18 protein-coding genes and 1 pseudogene are annotated in these 14,916 nt (G+C 43.6%); 13 read left to right on the top strand and 6 right to left on the bottom strand.

Annotated elements, in window-relative coordinates; all coding sequences use genetic code 11:
* Positions 1 to 48: 48 nt before the first annotated feature.
* The 3 genes from JCM19039_RS06910 to JCM19039_RS06915 all read right to left on the bottom strand — a co-directional run bounded on the left by JCM19039_RS06910 (position 49) and on the right by JCM19039_RS06915 (position 3,186).
* On the bottom strand, positions 49 to 2,028 hold the full coding sequence (locus tag JCM19039_RS06910) for a TRAP transporter permease (RefSeq protein ID WP_042425347.1): 1,980 nt from the start codon (positions 2,026 to 2,028) through the stop codon (positions 49 to 51).
* An 83-nt stretch (positions 2,029 to 2,111) separates the two neighbouring features.
* A complete protein-coding gene (locus JCM19039_RS25285; protein WP_238544957.1) occupies positions 2,112 to 2,207 on the bottom strand; it encodes a TAXI family TRAP transporter solute-binding subunit in 96 nt (31 codons plus the stop codon).
* A 52-nt stretch (positions 2,208 to 2,259) separates the two neighbouring features.
* On the bottom strand, positions 2,260 to 3,186 hold the full coding sequence (locus tag JCM19039_RS06915; RefSeq protein WP_238544958.1) for a TAXI family TRAP transporter solute-binding subunit: 927 nt from the start codon (positions 3,184 to 3,186) through the stop codon (positions 2,260 to 2,262).
* Positions 3,187 to 3,385: 199 nt separating this feature from the next.
* Between JCM19039_RS06915 and JCM19039_RS06920 the strand changes: the two are divergent.
* The 10 genes and pseudogenes from JCM19039_RS06920 (at position 3,386) to JCM19039_RS06960 (ending at position 10,560) form a co-directional block, all read left to right on the top strand.
* Positions 3,386 to 4,475, top strand: a pseudogene (locus JCM19039_RS06920) (AI-2E family transporter).
* An 18-nt stretch (positions 4,476 to 4,493) separates the two neighbouring features.
* Positions 4,494 to 4,652, top strand: coding sequence for a rhodanese-like domain-containing protein (locus JCM19039_RS27190; protein ID WP_307190188.1), 159 nt, complete (start codon positions 4,494 to 4,496; stop codon positions 4,650 to 4,652).
* Positions 4,636 to 4,857, top strand: a complete 222-nt coding sequence (locus JCM19039_RS27195; RefSeq protein WP_307190189.1) for a rhodanese-like domain-containing protein — start codon at positions 4,636 to 4,638, stop codon at positions 4,855 to 4,857. Before JCM19039_RS27190 ends, JCM19039_RS27195 begins: the two co-directional genes overlap by 17 nt.
* A gap of 149 nt (positions 4,858 to 5,006) precedes the next feature.
* Positions 5,007 to 5,711: a response regulator transcription factor gene (locus tag JCM19039_RS06930; protein ID WP_042425350.1), complete on the top strand. Its 705-nt coding sequence runs from the start codon at positions 5,007 to 5,009 to the stop codon at positions 5,709 to 5,711.
* Positions 5,701 to 6,372 (top strand): hypothetical protein, encoded by a 672-nt coding sequence (locus tag JCM19039_RS06935; RefSeq protein ID WP_042425353.1) that lies wholly within the window; start codon positions 5,701 to 5,703, stop codon positions 6,370 to 6,372. Before JCM19039_RS06930 ends, JCM19039_RS06935 begins: the two co-directional genes overlap by 11 nt.
* Positions 6,369 to 7,169 carry a cell wall metabolism sensor histidine kinase WalK gene (locus JCM19039_RS06940; protein ID WP_042425357.1) on the top strand — a complete coding sequence of 267 codons (801 nt, stop codon included), beginning with the start codon at positions 6,369 to 6,371 and terminating at the stop codon, positions 7,167 to 7,169. The genes JCM19039_RS06935 and JCM19039_RS06940 overlap by 4 nt, the downstream gene beginning before the upstream one ends.
* A complete protein-coding gene (locus JCM19039_RS06945; protein WP_042425360.1) occupies positions 7,147 to 8,136 on the top strand; it encodes a hypothetical protein in 990 nt (329 codons plus the stop codon). Before JCM19039_RS06940 ends, JCM19039_RS06945 begins: the two co-directional genes overlap by 23 nt.
* 195 nt (positions 8,137 to 8,331) lie before the next feature.
* A complete protein-coding gene (locus JCM19039_RS06950) occupies positions 8,332 to 8,988 on the top strand; it encodes a glycosyltransferase (protein ID WP_193744164.1) in 657 nt (218 codons plus the stop codon).
* A complete protein-coding gene (locus tag JCM19039_RS06955; RefSeq protein WP_042425364.1) occupies positions 8,973 to 9,557 on the top strand; it encodes a glycosyltransferase in 585 nt (194 codons plus the stop codon). Before JCM19039_RS06950 ends, JCM19039_RS06955 begins: the two co-directional genes overlap by 16 nt.
* A 1-nt stretch (position 9,558) precedes the next feature.
* Positions 9,559 to 10,560: a glycosyltransferase family 4 protein gene (locus JCM19039_RS06960; RefSeq protein ID WP_042425367.1), complete on the top strand. Its 1,002-nt coding sequence runs from the start codon at positions 9,559 to 9,561 to the stop codon at positions 10,558 to 10,560.
* A gap of 49 nt (positions 10,561 to 10,609) precedes the next feature.
* On the opposite strand, the gene JCM19039_RS23660 is transcribed toward JCM19039_RS06960, so the two are convergent.
* The 3 genes from JCM19039_RS23660 to JCM19039_RS27200 all read right to left on the bottom strand — a co-directional run bounded on the left by JCM19039_RS23660 (position 10,610) and on the right by JCM19039_RS27200 (position 11,907).
* Positions 10,610 to 10,753 carry a lmo0937 family membrane protein gene (locus tag JCM19039_RS23660; protein WP_152549170.1) on the bottom strand — a complete coding sequence of 48 codons (144 nt, stop codon included), beginning with the start codon at positions 10,751 to 10,753 and terminating at the stop codon, positions 10,610 to 10,612.
* Positions 10,754 to 10,826: 73 nt separating this feature from the next.
* On the bottom strand, positions 10,827 to 11,684 hold the full coding sequence (gene wecB, locus JCM19039_RS06965) for a non-hydrolyzing UDP-N-acetylglucosamine 2-epimerase (RefSeq protein WP_307190190.1): 858 nt from the start codon (positions 11,682 to 11,684) through the stop codon (positions 10,827 to 10,829).
* Complete coding sequence (locus tag JCM19039_RS27200) at positions 11,677 to 11,907, bottom strand: hypothetical protein (RefSeq protein ID WP_307190191.1); 231 nt, start codon at positions 11,905 to 11,907, stop codon at positions 11,677 to 11,679. The genes wecB and JCM19039_RS27200 overlap by 8 nt, the downstream gene beginning before the upstream one ends.
* A gap of 153 nt (positions 11,908 to 12,060) precedes the next feature.
* Between JCM19039_RS27200 and JCM19039_RS06970 the strand changes: the two genes are divergently transcribed.
* The 3 genes from JCM19039_RS06970 (at position 12,061) to JCM19039_RS06980 (ending at position 14,909) form a co-directional block, all read left to right on the top strand.
* Positions 12,061 to 12,816 carry an SDR family NAD(P)-dependent oxidoreductase gene (locus tag JCM19039_RS06970; RefSeq protein ID WP_042425369.1) on the top strand — a complete coding sequence of 252 codons (756 nt, stop codon included), beginning with the start codon at positions 12,061 to 12,063 and terminating at the stop codon, positions 12,814 to 12,816.
* A 14-nt stretch (positions 12,817 to 12,830) separates the two neighbouring features.
* On the top strand, positions 12,831 to 13,790 hold the full coding sequence (locus JCM19039_RS06975) for a dTDP-glucose 4,6-dehydratase (protein ID WP_042425371.1): 960 nt from the start codon (positions 12,831 to 12,833) through the stop codon (positions 13,788 to 13,790).
* 96 nt (positions 13,791 to 13,886) lie between these two features.
* Entirely contained in the window at positions 13,887 to 14,909 is a 1,023-nt protein-coding gene (locus tag JCM19039_RS06980) for a D-glucuronyl C5-epimerase family protein (protein WP_042425374.1), read from the top strand.
* The last annotated feature ends 7 nt before the right edge of the window (positions 14,910 to 14,916 follow it).

The following is a 14,916-nucleotide window of genomic DNA, read 5'->3' on the forward strand; positions in this document are numbered from 1 at the left end:
TTCATAAATGAAAAATAACCGATCGGAATACTTCCGACCGGTTATTTTTTATGCAGTAGCAGTGTCTGCTTGATCTGGGGTTTGATTGTTTTTCTTTCTAAAGTATTGAATTAAACCGACAATCGCAATGATGCCAATACCCCCGAGTGAGATCCAAATGTCGTTCGGATATACAGCCATAATTCCACCGGTCACAAGGGCGAACCGCTCTAGAATCTTTGTTCGATCAACAAAGAAATTCATGATCGCTGCACTGATGGCAACCATACCGATAATGGCTGTTATTAACGGCGGCAACAAAGTGGCGAATGTCCAATCTTGGAGCAATAATACCGGGTTCATGACAAAAACATACGGAATGATAAAGGCTGCAATCGCTAACTTAAAGGCTGTCACACCGGTTCGCATCGGATTCCCCCTGGCGATACCGGCCCCGGCATAGGCGGCTAAACAAACCGGAGGCGTGATGTCTGCGACAATTCCGAAATAGAACACAAACATGTGTGCTGCAATCGGCTCTACATCAAACAAGAGAATCGCAGGAGCAGCAACTGTCGCTGTAACGACGTAGTTCGCCGTCGTCGGCAGACCCATTCCGAGAATTATACAAGCAACCATCGTTAAGAAAAGGACGAGGAAGAAGTTGCCGCTAGCAAGAACAAGAATACCTCGAGCAAGAACGCCACCGAGCCCTGTGAAAACAACAATCCCTACGATAATCCCTGCAGTCGCACATGCGGCAATAACCGGCACGGCAGTGCGAGCTGCTTTTTCCATAATATCAAGTGTTCCGAGCAGTGTCGGGCGTGTTTCTTTTCGTAACAAGCTAATGACAAACGCAGCAAGGATACCCCAAAGTGCAGCATATGTAGGGGTGTAACCAATAAGCATCAAGCCGATAATGGTAACTAAAGGCAAAATCATATCCATTCGAGTGATAAAGGAACGGAAGGTAGGCAGTTCCGAAACCGGTAATCCAACGATCCCTTGTTTCTTCGCTTCAAAGTGAACGCCTAAGAATACGCCAAGAAAATAGAGAAGTGCTGGAATGAGTGCGTAAATAATGAGCTCGCTGTAAGGGATGCCAACGTACCCTGCCATAATAAAGGCAGCCGCCCCCATAATTGGTGGCATAATTTGTCCGCCTGTTGATGCAGAGGCCTCGGCAGCACCGGCAAATTCCGGTTTAAAGCCCGCACGTTTCATCATTGGAATCGTAAAAGAACCTGACCCAACCGTGTTGGCGACAGAACTACCCGTCACCATCCCTTGCATACCGCTCGCAACAACAGCCGCTTTTGCAGTCCCTCCTGTATATCTCCCTGTTAAACGAAAAGCGATGTCATTAAAGAACTGACCGATATTCGTTCTAACAAGTAAGACCCCAAACAAAAGGAACAAGTAGATAAATGTGGAAGATACTTGAATCGGTGTTCCAAAAATAGATTCGGTCGTAAAGAAGAGCCGTGTGGCCATTGACTCCCACGTGAACCCAGGGTGAGAGAACACTCCGAGCCAACTCGCAGATCCGTACACACCGTAAAGCATGGCAAGCACTGCAATGATGACGATCGGCATTCCTACGGCCCGGCGTGTCGCTTCGAGCAATAAGAGAATGGCTGCGAGTGCAACGATTTGGTCATGAGTGGAAAAGCCAAATAACACTGCTGACGTTAAGTAATCATAATTCCAAACAATATAAAAACAGCAGTATAAAGACGCTAGTGCAAGTATCGCGTCATAAAACGGAACGCCAATCTTTTTGCTTGCTCTACGGTTAATCGGATAAAGAATATAAATGAGTGCGAGTCCACTACCGAGGTGAACCGCACCTTGCATTAATGAACCAAACGTCCCCCTAAGCCCAGTGTATAAGTGAAATGAAGTGAGTGATATCCCGATGATGGCGGCAATCCATATCCACTTTCCGAGGTTTTGACGCACATTCGATTCGCGGTCGTATTTTTGAATGAGCTCTTGTTTCTGTTTTTCATCAATAACATCACTTTGAACTTGATCTGTTGACATATTATGGACACCACCTTCGTGTGCATCTGCATTAAGTATAAAGAGAGACCGAGCAAAGACTTGCTCGGCCCTCAATCATCTGATTAGTTTAACAACCCTGCTTCTTCAAAGTATCTCTCAGCACCTGGGTGCATCGGTAAACCTTCGCTACCTAACAACAGGTTATCTTCATCTTCCATATGCTCACCTTGCTGTGGGTGATTGAAGATGCGTTCTCGTAAAGTGCTCGAGTCACTTCGTAGCCAGTGTCTTCATCCAGTTCGACATCGAACCGATCAGAACGGCATAAGCTGCAATGGCATTAACGTCTTCATCTTGGAACTCATAGGTCCCAGCTGGAATGACAATTCGCTCATAAGCACTGTCTTCTTCAATAGTATCAAGTGCTTCATCACTAATTGAGAGAAGGTCGACATCAATTTGACTGGCTAGTTCTTCAATATTTTCAGCTGGTAATCCCAACAGTCCGAATGTTGCATCAATATTGCCGTCTTGGAGCATATCTGCACCGTCGCCGAAGCCCTCTTCTAACGCTTCGTAGTCACCTTCTTCAAGTCCATAAGCTTCTAGAATAAGAAGGGATGCAGCTTGAGAAGCAGAGTTCGGTGGACCAATGTTAACGGTCATTCCTTCCAAGTCAGCGATCGTTTCAATGCCGCTATCTGCAGCTACAGCGATTTGGTTCGTCTCAGGATAAATATACCCCATATAGCCGAAATCTTCTTGTGGACCAGGCTGTTCGAAATCACCAACGCCGTCAATGGCATCAAGTGCTGGAATGTGTACAGTCATACCAAGATCTAATTCGCCTTGCTCAATTCGTGCAATGTTCTCTAGTGATGCACCCGTTGTTACAGAGTTCACTGTAATGCCTTCCGCATTGTCAGAGATGACGTTTGCCATTTCTGCACCAAGCGCATAATACGTTCCACCAGTTGAGCCGGTCCCGATTTGTAGAGCTGCTCCATCTCCAGTTGCTTCCTCTGTATCGTCAGTATCATCGGTGTCATCATCTGTTTCTGAATCATCGGTTTCAGCGCCACCGTCAAGATCGCCTTCATCTACTGAATCCGGATCAATGTCACTGTCGCAAGCTGCTGAAAAGGCGAGTGCAGATACGAAAACGCCTGAAACCAAAATACGCTTCGATTTCTTCATGTTAAGATCCCCCTATTTATGATTGTATGTTTGTATATCCTTATCTATTTAATCAAAAAATGTGACTATTGTCAAAGTTTTAGAAATATAATAAAACGGACTCAGACTTAGCAATTGTTTGTGAAGCTGGCTGGTTTTCCGTATAATGGTAGAACAAGTGAGCCACGATACTTATATAGCAAATGGAGTGATGGCCGGGATGCCGACAGGTAAGTATTTTCGCATTGGATATGCAGTTGCTCTAATTCTCTTGATTATTTATTTAAGTACCCTCGTTGATTTTATTTTTACACCGTTAGTCATTCTCGTCCAAACCATTTTTGCACCGATCGCGCTGTCAGGTGTGCTGTTCTATCTATCCGACCGGTCGTGAAGTTGCTGGCAAAAAGATGCCGAAGGTGCTCGCTATTACGATTATTTACTTAGCATTTCTTGGTCTGTTTACCCTCGCAGTCATTTTGGTGGGTCCAGAAATTCAACGGCAGTTCAACAGCTTGGTCGATATGCTGCCACGGTTTATTAATCAGGCCCAAAACTTTTACAATGATTTTATGCAAAGTGATTTGATGCAGAGATTTTACGAGAACAATTCGTTTAATTTGGAAGAGATCATTCAAAATGTAGGGAATTACTTGACGAATGAGCTCTCTGATATTGGTAGTAATGTGGTAGGTTTTATAGGTGCCATCACCAACGCCGTCATTGTCATTGGTCTCGTTCCATTCATCTTGTTTTATATGTTAAAAGAAGGAGAGAAAGCACCACAATTTTTGCTTCGTTTTCTTCCATCTAAACAGAGAACGGAAGGAAAGCGTGTGCTTTCTGATATGGACGGTGCGCTTGCGAATTTTATTCAAGGACAGATCATCGTAAGCTTTTGTGTTGGGGTGCTCGTGTATATCGCCTATGTCATTATTGGGGTAGAGTACTCGCTCATCTTGGCCATTATTGCCATGCTTACGAACTTAATTCCATTTATTGGCCCTTGGATTGGAACGGCACCAGGAGTTATCGTCGCCTTATTTGACGGTTGGTTCACGGCATTGCTTGTCGTAGGGGCAGTCGTTTTGATTCAACAGTTTGAAAGTTTATTTATATCCCCACAAGTGATGGGAAGAAAGCTTGCGTTACATCCAATTACCGTCATTTTCATTCTCTTAATTGCAGCCAATTTCGCGGGATTAATTGGAATGTTACTCGCGGTACCGACGTACGCTGTGCTTAAAGTAATTGTTAGCCATACGTATCGTTTAGTTCGCCTTCGTTACAAAGAAGTACATGATGACTAATATAAGGAGTTGAGTGATTTGAGGACAGAAGAAGAAGGCATCCCTCAATGGGATGTTGAAGAAATGAAAAAAGTATTAAAAGATGAAGAAACCGTTATTGTTGATATTCGTGAACCCGATGAGTACGAGGAAGCACATTCCAGGTGTGCCGCTTCTGCCAATGTCGGAAGTTCCTGAGCGTATTGAAGAAATGGACAAGGGAAAAACACACGTATTCATCTGTCGAAGTGGTCGACGTAGCCAAAATGTCGCGAAATTTGCGAGGGAAAATGGCTTTGAACGTGTCGTCAATTTCTCCGGTGGGATGCTCACCTGGGATGGCGAGTTAAAAACAGGGGAAGAAAAGAGAATTAAGGAAACAGAAGAGTTATATCGCACATGATTGTAAAGACGCATCACATTTCGCACAAGTGGAATGTGGTGTTTTTCTTTTTTCTCTACCAAGAAAAACTTCTAAATAATGGATGTTGAATGTTGGAAAATGTCGTATAATAAATAAGCGAAACAAAGCGATAGATAGGAAGGATATTGATGGAGACGAACATTCTTGTCGTAGAAGACGACCAAGAGATTGCCTTTATTATACGCGACCATTTGCAAGCCAAAGGGCACTATGTGACGGTTGCTTCAACGGGTAAGGAAGGTTTACAAGATTTTGAACAAGGAAAATATCACTTGGCGATCATTGACTTGATGATCCCAGAGCTGAGCGGGTTTGACCTTTGTCAACGCATTCGTCTTAAAAGCGATATCCCACTCCTCATTCTTAGTGCGAAAGCAGAAGATGATGATAAAGTTCGTGGCTTACATTTAGGTGCCGACGATTACATAACGAAGCCTTTTTCCTTACACGAATTATCCGCACGCGTACAAGCGCAATTGCGTAGGCACCGGCAATGGCGCAAACAAAAATTTCCAGCGTATATTCGATTTGGAACGCGCTATCGACTGTACCCTGAGGAAAATGAGTTAACCAACGATGGTGTAATTGTCTCTTTAACGCCGAAAGAGTTTGAGATCTTGTATCTGTTTTTGCAATTTCCAAACAAGATGTTTACGAAAAAAGAAATTTACAAGCTCGTCTGGCACGAAGAGTGTGAGGATGAACAAACGGTGACCGTTCATATGAAAGGTCTGCGGGATAAATTGAACGAAGATAAAAAAAATCCGAAATATATTGAGACGGTTTGGGGAAGTGGCTATCGCTTCGTTGGAGACGTCCACAATGAAAATTAGGACATGGCTTTTCTTGTCCTTTTTCGTCGTCATGGTATTGCCTGCTGTTGTTATTTATGCGTTTTATAATATCATTACAGCTTGGAATGAACAGCAAAGCCTCAATGAATATTTGGAATTGGTTTCACAGTATCAGGATGTGCGCGACTTTTTGACTGATCCGGAATTGTACACGTTTGATTACCGTGCTCATGAGGGGATTGAAGAAGATGTTGAAGAGACCGCTGACATCACGCTGTATCGTGAGGATGGCTATATTGTTCATCAAACGAACCCTGTGCAGGCGGGTACACAACGAGAAGCGATGCCATCGCTCTATGAAGGCTTATACAACGCTGAGATGACGTATTCACACTTTCATACGAAAGAGCCGGTTTTTGTTAATGATGAGATTGTGGGTTTTTTTGAGGTGAGCATCCCAAGAACGGAACATCTTGCTTACGTTCAATCTCGATCAACGCTCGTATTTGGGGCGAGTGTGATTGTCGTCTTATTCATGAGTGCACTCATTTGGTTCGTGTTGCATCGTAGAATTAACAAGCCGATTCAAGCGCTTAGGCTGATATGGATCGATTTGCCAAACATGTGGATAGCTCCGAAAGCATTTCATACAAGAAAAGAGATGAAATTGGAGAGCTCATTCAGCATTTTGAAAAAATGAAGCAAGAGACGTATGAGGCGCGTAAACGCGTGCAACAAGAACAAAAAGAGAAAGAAACGATGACTGCTGCACTCTCTCACGATTTAAGAACGCCACTCACATCGGTTTTAGCCTACACGGAGTCACTTCAAGAACGGGAATTAGAGTCTAAGACGAAAGCAGACTATTTGGCGACCATTCGAAAGAAGTCCCTTCATATGCAACAGCTGATTGAAGACTTGCATACGTTTAACTTGCTCAAAAGCGATACGGTAAAGGAACGCAAAGTTACGATAGACGATGATGAGTTTTTTGAGATGCTCACCGACGGTTACGATGAACTTTGTGCAAGCAAACAAATCACACTAAACAAACAAGTGAATATGAGCGGATCATACGACGTACATGTGAATCATATGATGCGCCTCGTCGACAATTTAGTTTCTAATGCGATTCGCCATACACCGATAGGAGGAGAGATCCATCTGCTTTTTCAAGATGAAGATCAATTACCGGAGTGGCTTTTCGCTCAATTGGACTTGGATTTTCAACATTTTGGTGTGCTCATAGTTCAAAATCAAGGAGAAACCATCGACATAGTAGAAGCGAATCGGATTTTTGAGCCGTTCTATCAGAGCGAGTCGAGTCGGACGAAAGAACAAGGTCAACATTCAGGACTTGGGCTCAGTGTCGCAAGTATGATTACGAAGCAACACGGTGGCGAGATCAAGTTCATTCCTGTTGATGGGTATGGGACGATGCTCGTTTCCACATTCGAAAAAAGGAGGATTCCCCATGAAAAAACAAGTCGTGTATAGTGCGGCACTCCTACCATCATTTTTATTGGCCGGTTGTGCAGTCACACCCCCACAAGAAATTTTGTCCAACGTAACAGACAGTAGCAAAACACCGACTTCTTACTATTTAGAAACAGAAGTTACATTTACGATGGATGAGTTGGAGGAAACGATTCTTCTCAAAGAGTGGCGTAATGAAGAAGCATATCGAATGGATATACATGAAAGTCTAGGTGTGAGTAAAACGGTCGAAAGTGCCGACCAAAGCATTACGTATATGGAAGAAGAAGAGTTAGTTCTTATTTCCGAAAACCAAGGATCTCCTCCGGCAGAGGTCAATTACTTGAATGATGTTTACGATTTAGAGGACATTGAACAGCTCGATTTTCGTGTCGCAGGAGAAGAAACGATTCTCGGTCGGGATACATACGAATTGCAAATGGAAGGAGAAGAATCGTTTAAATTATGGGTGGATCAGTCGACGTGGGTAATTCTACGTTGGGAACGTGGTGGCTTGCAAACAGAAGCGCTCGTCTATGAAGAAAATCCAGATTGGAATGAAGATCCGTTTGACCTGCAGTATCCAGATACGGCTGAGGTCATCTATACCGATGTGACAGACCAGACGATATCAAAGGATGAAGTAGAAGCGATGTTTGAGCCATCTGTGCGCATTCATTCCGATAATGAAGATATTGATTTACGAGAGATGTATCAATATTCTACTGAAGTGACACTAGAATATTTCCTTGATTTATCACCCTATATGATTTTAACGATTGCAGAAGAAAAGAATGAGTACCTTCACGAAAATGACCAAGTTGATTCATTTGAATCGTTTGTTCCAATTTCTGTTTGGGAAATTCCTGGAGGGTATGCACTATCTTGGGAGGAAGAAGGGCTATATTACAGTTTGTATCCAGAAGATCCTGCAGTAGAAGTAGAGGAACTTCAACAGTTCGTCGAATCACTTAGTAATACAAAATAAAGGGAACGAGCCGTCTTACGACGCGCTCGTTTTTTTAATGAGTCGGTGAAGGGGCCCATGAAACGATTGAACCAAGCTGTTTGTTCCTGCAAAAAAATAGTTAAAAGACATAGGAGCAATGAGGATGCAAAAGCAGAACAAGTCCATAGGATAAGGAGAACGAAGATATTGATTGATAGAGAGAAGGAGAATGGTATGAAAAAAGTGTGCATGGTCGTCGTTGAACATCCATTTCAAGATGCCCGAGTTTTTCGTAAAGAAGCAAAGAGTTTGCAAAAGAGAGGCTATCAAGTAACGATGATCGTCCCGCGTAAACAAGGGTATTTGTTTGCGGTGGATGGAACGCCTTATAAAAAGCATTACTTAAACAAAGTGTTTACGTATGAAGGAATCAAAGTCGTCACTTATCATGCAGAAAGTTGCAAACATCAGTTAAGCAAAGTATTAAAGGACCCGAGTGTTTGGAACCAAGCGTTCCAAAACCCCTTAATCCAACTCGCACTCAAAGAGAATGCAGATGTCTATCATGTTCATGAATATTTGTCACTGTTTGCAGGGGTAGGGATTAAACGAAAAATGCTTGAACATAAAGGAAAAAAGGTTAAGCTCATTTACGATAGCCATGAGCTCACACCGGACCCGTTAAGTGAACGCTATCCTGAAGCGACAAAGAAGAACCTCTATGAAAAGCTACTGTTGATGTTGGATGAGGTCGACCACATCATTACCGTATCGGATTCCATTAAGCAGTGGTATCAATCAGAGAAGCCGGCTGTGCCTGTAGAAGTGATCTATAATTCTCCCCCCTTACCGAGTACACTCCTGCCAATAAAAAGTTGTCCGACCGTTTAACGGTCTGCTTTGAAGGCAACTTAAGTAACCGAAAAGGCAATTGGGAAAAAATAAAGGCCATTTCTGAACTTTGTGCAAAAGAGATGCCCTTTCAATTTAAAATATTAGGAGGCACGCGATTTAATGAGCATCTTGAAATTCCTAGTCACCTTGTAGATGTGATTTCCTTCACAGGTTGGGTTGATTATGCTCACATTCATGAGCACATGAAAGATGTTCACATCGGTTGGATTGACTCAGATGGACTCGATGCGTCACTGAATGAGCGATATGCCATGCCGAATAAATTCTTTAGCTATTTAACGAACGGGGTGCCTGTCGTTGTGAATGAAAGTGATGATCTTGCGGCTTTTCTTGAAAAGTACAGATGCGGGTACGTTATTCACAAAAAACAAGCATCTGCAGAAGATTACCGCAATGCTTTCCTTCAGCTGTACAATAATTCACAGGTGCTTAAGCAATTGAGTGAAAATGCGAGACGCATCATGGAAGTGTCTTTTTGTTGGGGAAGAATGGAAGACCGTTTATTGGCGGTTTATACGTCACTTTTAAACGAGGAGGTTAGGTAGTATGCGTGTGCTACACATTCCATATGGATATCCGATGATTGCTCTTTGTGATGCGCTGAAACGAAAAGGTGTCGAAGCGGTATCTTGCCATTTCCAAGATCACCCATTTCATTTTGAGCCGGATGTATGTTTGCAGTTGCAAAACACACACCGCGACACACACCGCTCACGTATTGCGGACTATTTACGTGAGGCCATACAACAGTTTGATGTGTTCCATTTCCACTTTGGAGAGTCGTTTTTTCCAGACCGAAGTGATTTGGATATGATTCAAGCAGCTGGAAAGAAGATGGTCGTTCATCATCATGGATCGGATGTTCGCAAAGCTTCCTTAGCTCAAAGAAATAACCCTTATGTGAAAATAAAGCCTGAATGGACAGAAGAAAAAATTGAGAACAACACGAAGAAATTAGCTGAATATATCGACCATGCTTTCGTACAAGATTACGAGTTAAAAGGCTATATTCAAAATACGTATCAACATGTACATGTCGTCCCTCATACATTGGATACGGATTTGTTAACACCGAGCTATCCTACAGCCAAAGAACGTCCGCTCATTGTGCATGCTCCGACGAGTCGTGTGTTGAAAGGTACAGCGGTTGTGATGGAGACAATGGAGAAGCTCAAGCAATCAGGCTTTGATTTCGATTTTCAACTGTTAGAAGGATCCACTCATGCTGACACAAAAAAACGTCTTGCTCAAGCAGACATTGTCATTGATCAATTGCTTATTGGTGCACCTGGTTATTTGTCGACAGAAGCGATGGCCCTTGGCAAACCGGTCATTTGTTTCATTCGATCGGATGTAAGAGACCATTACCCCGATGATTTTCCAATTGTGAATGCCAATCCTGACACGTTGGCTAAAGAGCTAGAGATGCTACTATTGGCTCCGGATAGTTGGAAAGAATTAGGAATCGCGGGACGTGACTATGCGATACGTCATCACCATCCAGACGTTGTGGCAAATCGTTACATCCAAGTGTACGAATCACTGTAACAAAAAAGGAAGACTTGCCGATGCCGGCAAGTCTCTCAACTTCAAGCGGTTAAACTCTTCGTCCACCAATGAGGTTAAACAAAGCGACGACGAGGGCAACAACGAGAAGTATGTGGATAAGATTCCCACCAACCTCAAATCCAAACCCAAGAAGCCACAAGATGATAATGATGCCGACGAGTGTCCATAACATCGCAAATTCCTCCCTGTTTCTACTGGCTTCAATCCTTTTTCATGTATATGAGAAGCGGTTTGTCCTTTATGCTCTACCCGTGTTTTGCCCATGACTTTATATGTTTCATCATCTGCTCGGCGGCATTTCCGTCTCCATAGAGACTCGGATGTTTCGCAGGCTTTTGCAAACGGGAGACCGCCTCGGATATTTTCGTTTGTGAGTCAGGGGTGACGAGTGTGTTCCACTTTGCTTTCACCGTCTCTTTCCATTCGGTTTCTTCTCGTAACGTCACACATGGTACTTTTAGCATAAAGGCTTCTTTTTGAAGACCACCTGAATCCGTTAATATTCCTTTAGCTGAAGCAGCCGCTTGTAGGAGATCGAAATAGCTGAGAGGGTGAATGGCAATCATGTTTTTTCGTTGCTCACAAGCGCGCAGACCGGTGCTGTCAATTTTCTTTCTCGTTCGTGGATGCAGCGGAAAGAGTACAGGTTCGTCAAGGGTTTCAAACGCATCCAAAATCGCCGCTAACCGTTTAGGGTCATCGGTATTTTCTGCACGATGTACGGTTGCTAAATAATACTTGCCTGCGTTTAGCTTTTGGAGAGCGAGCACGTCGGACTTTGCCGCATCGTCCTTGTAATAAAGCACGGCGTCGTACATGATATCACCCGTCTGATAAACCCCATTTGTAATGCCTTCTTTTTTCAACAACCTCACCGCTTCATCTGTCGGACAAAACAACAGCGTGGATAGATGGTCGGTAATGACACGATTGATTTCTTCTGGCATCTGCCGATTAAAACTGCGAAGTCCGGCTTCGACGTGGACAATTGGCACGTGATGTTTCGCGGCGGTCACCGCACCTGCCAGCGTAGAATTCGTATCTCCATAGACGAGCATCATGTCAGGTTTCTCTCGGTACATGAGTTTTTCAATTTCAATCATCATTCTTGCTGTTTGCGCACCGTGCATCCCTGAACCAATCGCAAGCTGGTACGTCGGTTTTTAAAGCGAGCTGTTTAAAAAATACGTCCGACATTAGCGGATCATAATGTTGGCCAGTGTGAACAACAATTTCTTGAAAGTCTTCATCTTGTTCCAGTAAGCGCGATAACACACCGGACTTAATAAATTGAGGTCTTGCCCCAACGACCGTCATCATTTTCACTACAATCGCCCTCCAATTTCATTCCGTACCTCGATTCTCTGTAGAAAATATATGTCTATTTTAATGAAGCATTCCCTTTAGTTTTTTCGTCCGTTGTATGGAATAAGCCTGCACATCATATAGTCATGAGACTACGTTTTTGGAGAGGTGTATATGGAACTCAATGTAAAAGCAAAAAAAGTACTCGTAACCGGAGGCTCTCGCGGAATTGGTAAAGCGATTGCCGAAGCATTTATACACGAAGGGGCAACCGTCGGGGTGTCGGCAAGAAACGAGCGCGACTTAGTAACGGCTGCGAAGGATATCGGTGGATCTTATTATGTGTGCGACCTTTCGTCGTATGACGATCGTGAACGTTTAATGGAAACATTTATTCGTGAGCAAGGGACCATTGATATTCTCATAAATAATGCTGGGGCGAGCATCGGTAGTACGGTCATGAATACGCCTGTTCAATCTTTTGAACAAGCGATGCAAATCAACTATATCGCGCCCCTTCATCTGGCAAAGCTCGCAGCGAGCGAGATGGAAACGAACGGGGGTGGAGTGATTGTGAATGTGGCCTCAATTTACGGTAGAGAATCAGGAGGAAACCCGTCATATAATGCAGCCAAATCAGCACTGATTAGTTTTACAAAAGCGTTTAGTACCGAAGCAATCGCAAAAAACATACGGGTTTGTGGCGTCGCCCCAGGCGCAGTTTATCACCCAAATGAGGAATGGACAAAACGGGTCACGAACGATCCAGATTTCCTTAAAAGTTATGCGAAAGCGAAAATCCCGGCAGGGAGAATCGGTACACCCCCTGACATTGCGAGTGTCGTACTATTTGCTGCATCTGAACAAGCCACTTGGATTGTCGGGAATACGATCCCTGTTGACGGGGGCCAATCTCGTTCAAATATTTGAAAGGAAGTGAACGTATGAAAAGAGCACCAATTAAAGGAAAAAATATTCTCATTGTCGGGGGAGCTGGATTTATCGGCAGTCACCTTGTTGATCGTCTACTAGACGACGCGGCACACGTCGTTATTATGGATAATCTTTTTATTGGACAACGAGCAAACATCCAACAGGCGATCAAACGAGGCGCAACGTTTGTCATCGATGACGCAGAAAACCAAGAAGCGTTGGAGTACTTGATTGAAAAATACGAAACCAACATCGTATTCAATTGTGCAACAAAAGCATTAAACTATTCATTTATGAATCCTGCCAATGCGTATTTAACGAATGTTTTTGTCATTAAAAGTCTACTAGAACTTCAACGAAAACAGGCTTTTGAGACCCTTTGTCATTTCTCGTCCTCTGAAGCCTATGGAACTGCGCAATATGAACCGATGGATGAACAACATCCGCTTCTTCCAACGACCACCTATGCTGCTGGAAAAGCAGCTGCAGATCTTATGATTCAATCGTATGTACAGATGTTTGACTTGGATGCGTTTATCGTCCGCCCGTTTAACAATTACGGCCCGAGACAAAATGCTGACGGTCCTCTCGCTGGTGTCATCCCGTTAACCATCCGAAAAATATTGCTGAACGAAGCGCCGGAAATTCACGGTTCAGGTAAACAAACGCGAGACTTTGTGTACGTGAAAGATACAGTTCAACTCGTCCTAAACGTATACGAAAAAATTGATGCAGGAGAAACGGTGAATATTACTACTGACCAACAATTATCGATTGAAGAAGTCATACAATCAATAGCGAAAGTCATGAATTACACAGGTCAGATTGAAACAAAGCCTGATCGAAAAGCAGACGTGAGGGACCACCGTGGCTCGAGAGCGAAGCTTAAAGCGATGATTGGGGATTATGAAAAGACCACCTTCCAAGATGGCATCAAGGCGTGCGCTGACTGGGTGAAGAAGCACACGTAATTTACCCATTTTTCAAGAAATATGTTCATCTCCCCTGACGAATGCACGTCCACAACCCCTTTGTTTGCGTATGCTATTTAGAAAGGGGTTTTTGTTATGGCCGATAAAGCGAACATTCGCGTTTCCATACACGAGCAGTGGGAAGCAGATGGATTGTTAATTGATGGGGAATACTATGTGCCTTATCAAATGATCGAACAAGCATTTGGTACAGAAAAAACATTTTGGAGTCGAGAACGACTGCTTGACATCCGTCTAACGAATGGAAAAATACGAACGATTGCCCCTTATGTAACGAGAGGGAACTACTTTCGATACGACTTAAGCCGGGTAGAAAATTGGGCAGTAACCTTTGATGCAGCGGGTATACCGACAACGAGTCACGGTAGTAATCCAGTGTACAATCCTTCAACAATCTCATTGTACGGACTCCAAAATTACAGTTTGTATTTACTAAACAACGCCAAAGAATACCGCGAAAGATTCTTACTCGTTGCCAACTGGCTCGTCGATCACCAAGATGAGCTTGGAGGGTGGGCGTATACATTTGACCATCCTTTTCTTCCTCATCGCGTCTCTACACTTCGTGCCCCGTGGTACTCTGCAATTGGTTTAGGGATGGCATTGTCCGTGTTAAGCCGAGCAACACTTTTGACGGATGATAAACGGTTTTTAGACGCAGCCGTGCGTGTCGTTCCACTCTTTCAAAAAAACGTTGCTGAAGGCGGTGTGCGATCTCAGTTTGAGGAAACGTATGACTTTTATGAAGAGTGCCCCACAACGCCATCAAGTTTTATTTTAAATGGGTTCATGTTCTCTTTAATTGGGCTTTATGATTTGCACACCGCTTCTAATCAAGAAGACGCTCATCACCTGTTCCAGTCGGGAATGCGTACACTCAAACGTATGCTATCACTTTATGATCTAGGAAACCGTACCGCTTACGATTTGACCCACTATACCGGCGCATCAGGAGCACCAAACATTGCAAAGTGGGGGTATCACATTACCCACATTCATCTACTAGAAGCACTCAACTCTATACAGCAAAGCGATGAATTTGAAACGACACTTCACCGTTGGAAAGGGTATTTAAAAGGGGAGAGCGGGGGCGTGTAGTTCAGTC

Origin of the sequence: Geomicrobium sp. JCM 19039 (assembly GCF_000698145.1) — a bacterium.
GTDB lineage: Bacteria > Bacillota > Bacilli > Bacillales > Marinococcaceae > Geomicrobium_A.

Bases quoted from the DNA above. Each gene is read 5' to 3' on its own strand.
- JCM19039_RS06910 (WP_042425347.1), bottom strand. From the start codon at position 2,028: ATGTCAACAGATCAAGTTCAAAGTGATGTTATTGATGAAAAACAGAAA.
- JCM19039_RS25285 (WP_238544957.1), bottom strand. From the start codon at position 2,207: ATGGAAGATGAAGATAACCTGTTGTTAGGTAGCGAAGGTTTACCGATG.
- JCM19039_RS06915 (WP_238544958.1), bottom strand. From the start codon at position 3,186: ATGAAGAAATCGAAGCGTATTTTGGTTTCAGGCGTTTTCGTATCTGCA.
- JCM19039_RS27195 (WP_307190189.1), top strand. From the start codon at position 4,636: ATGTCGGAAGTTCCTGAGCGTATTGAAGAAATGGACAAGGGAAAAACA.
- JCM19039_RS06930 (WP_042425350.1), top strand. From the start codon at position 5,007: ATGGAGACGAACATTCTTGTCGTAGAAGACGACCAAGAGATTGCCTTT.
- JCM19039_RS06935 (WP_042425353.1), top strand. From the start codon at position 5,701: ATGAAAATTAGGACATGGCTTTTCTTGTCCTTTTTCGTCGTCATGGTA.
- JCM19039_RS06940 (WP_042425357.1), top strand. From the start codon at position 6,369: ATGAAGCAAGAGACGTATGAGGCGCGTAAACGCGTGCAACAAGAACAA.
- JCM19039_RS06945 (WP_042425360.1), top strand. From the start codon at position 7,147: ATGAAAAAACAAGTCGTGTATAGTGCGGCACTCCTACCATCATTTTTA.
- JCM19039_RS06950 (WP_193744164.1), top strand. From the start codon at position 8,332: ATGAAAAAAGTGTGCATGGTCGTCGTTGAACATCCATTTCAAGATGCC.
- JCM19039_RS06960 (WP_042425367.1), top strand. From the start codon at position 9,559: ATGCGTGTGCTACACATTCCATATGGATATCCGATGATTGCTCTTTGT.
- JCM19039_RS23660 (WP_152549170.1), bottom strand. From the start codon at position 10,753: ATGTTATGGACACTCGTCGGCATCATTATCATCTTGTGGCTTCTTGGG.
- wecB (WP_307190190.1), bottom strand. From the start codon at position 11,684: ATGATTGAAATTGAAAAACTCATGTACCGAGAGAAACCTGACATGATG.
- JCM19039_RS06970 (WP_042425369.1), top strand. From the start codon at position 12,061: ATGGAACTCAATGTAAAAGCAAAAAAAGTACTCGTAACCGGAGGCTCT.
- JCM19039_RS06975 (WP_042425371.1), top strand. From the start codon at position 12,831: ATGAAAAGAGCACCAATTAAAGGAAAAAATATTCTCATTGTCGGGGGA.
- JCM19039_RS06980 (WP_042425374.1), top strand. From the start codon at position 13,887: ATGGCCGATAAAGCGAACATTCGCGTTTCCATACACGAGCAGTGGGAA.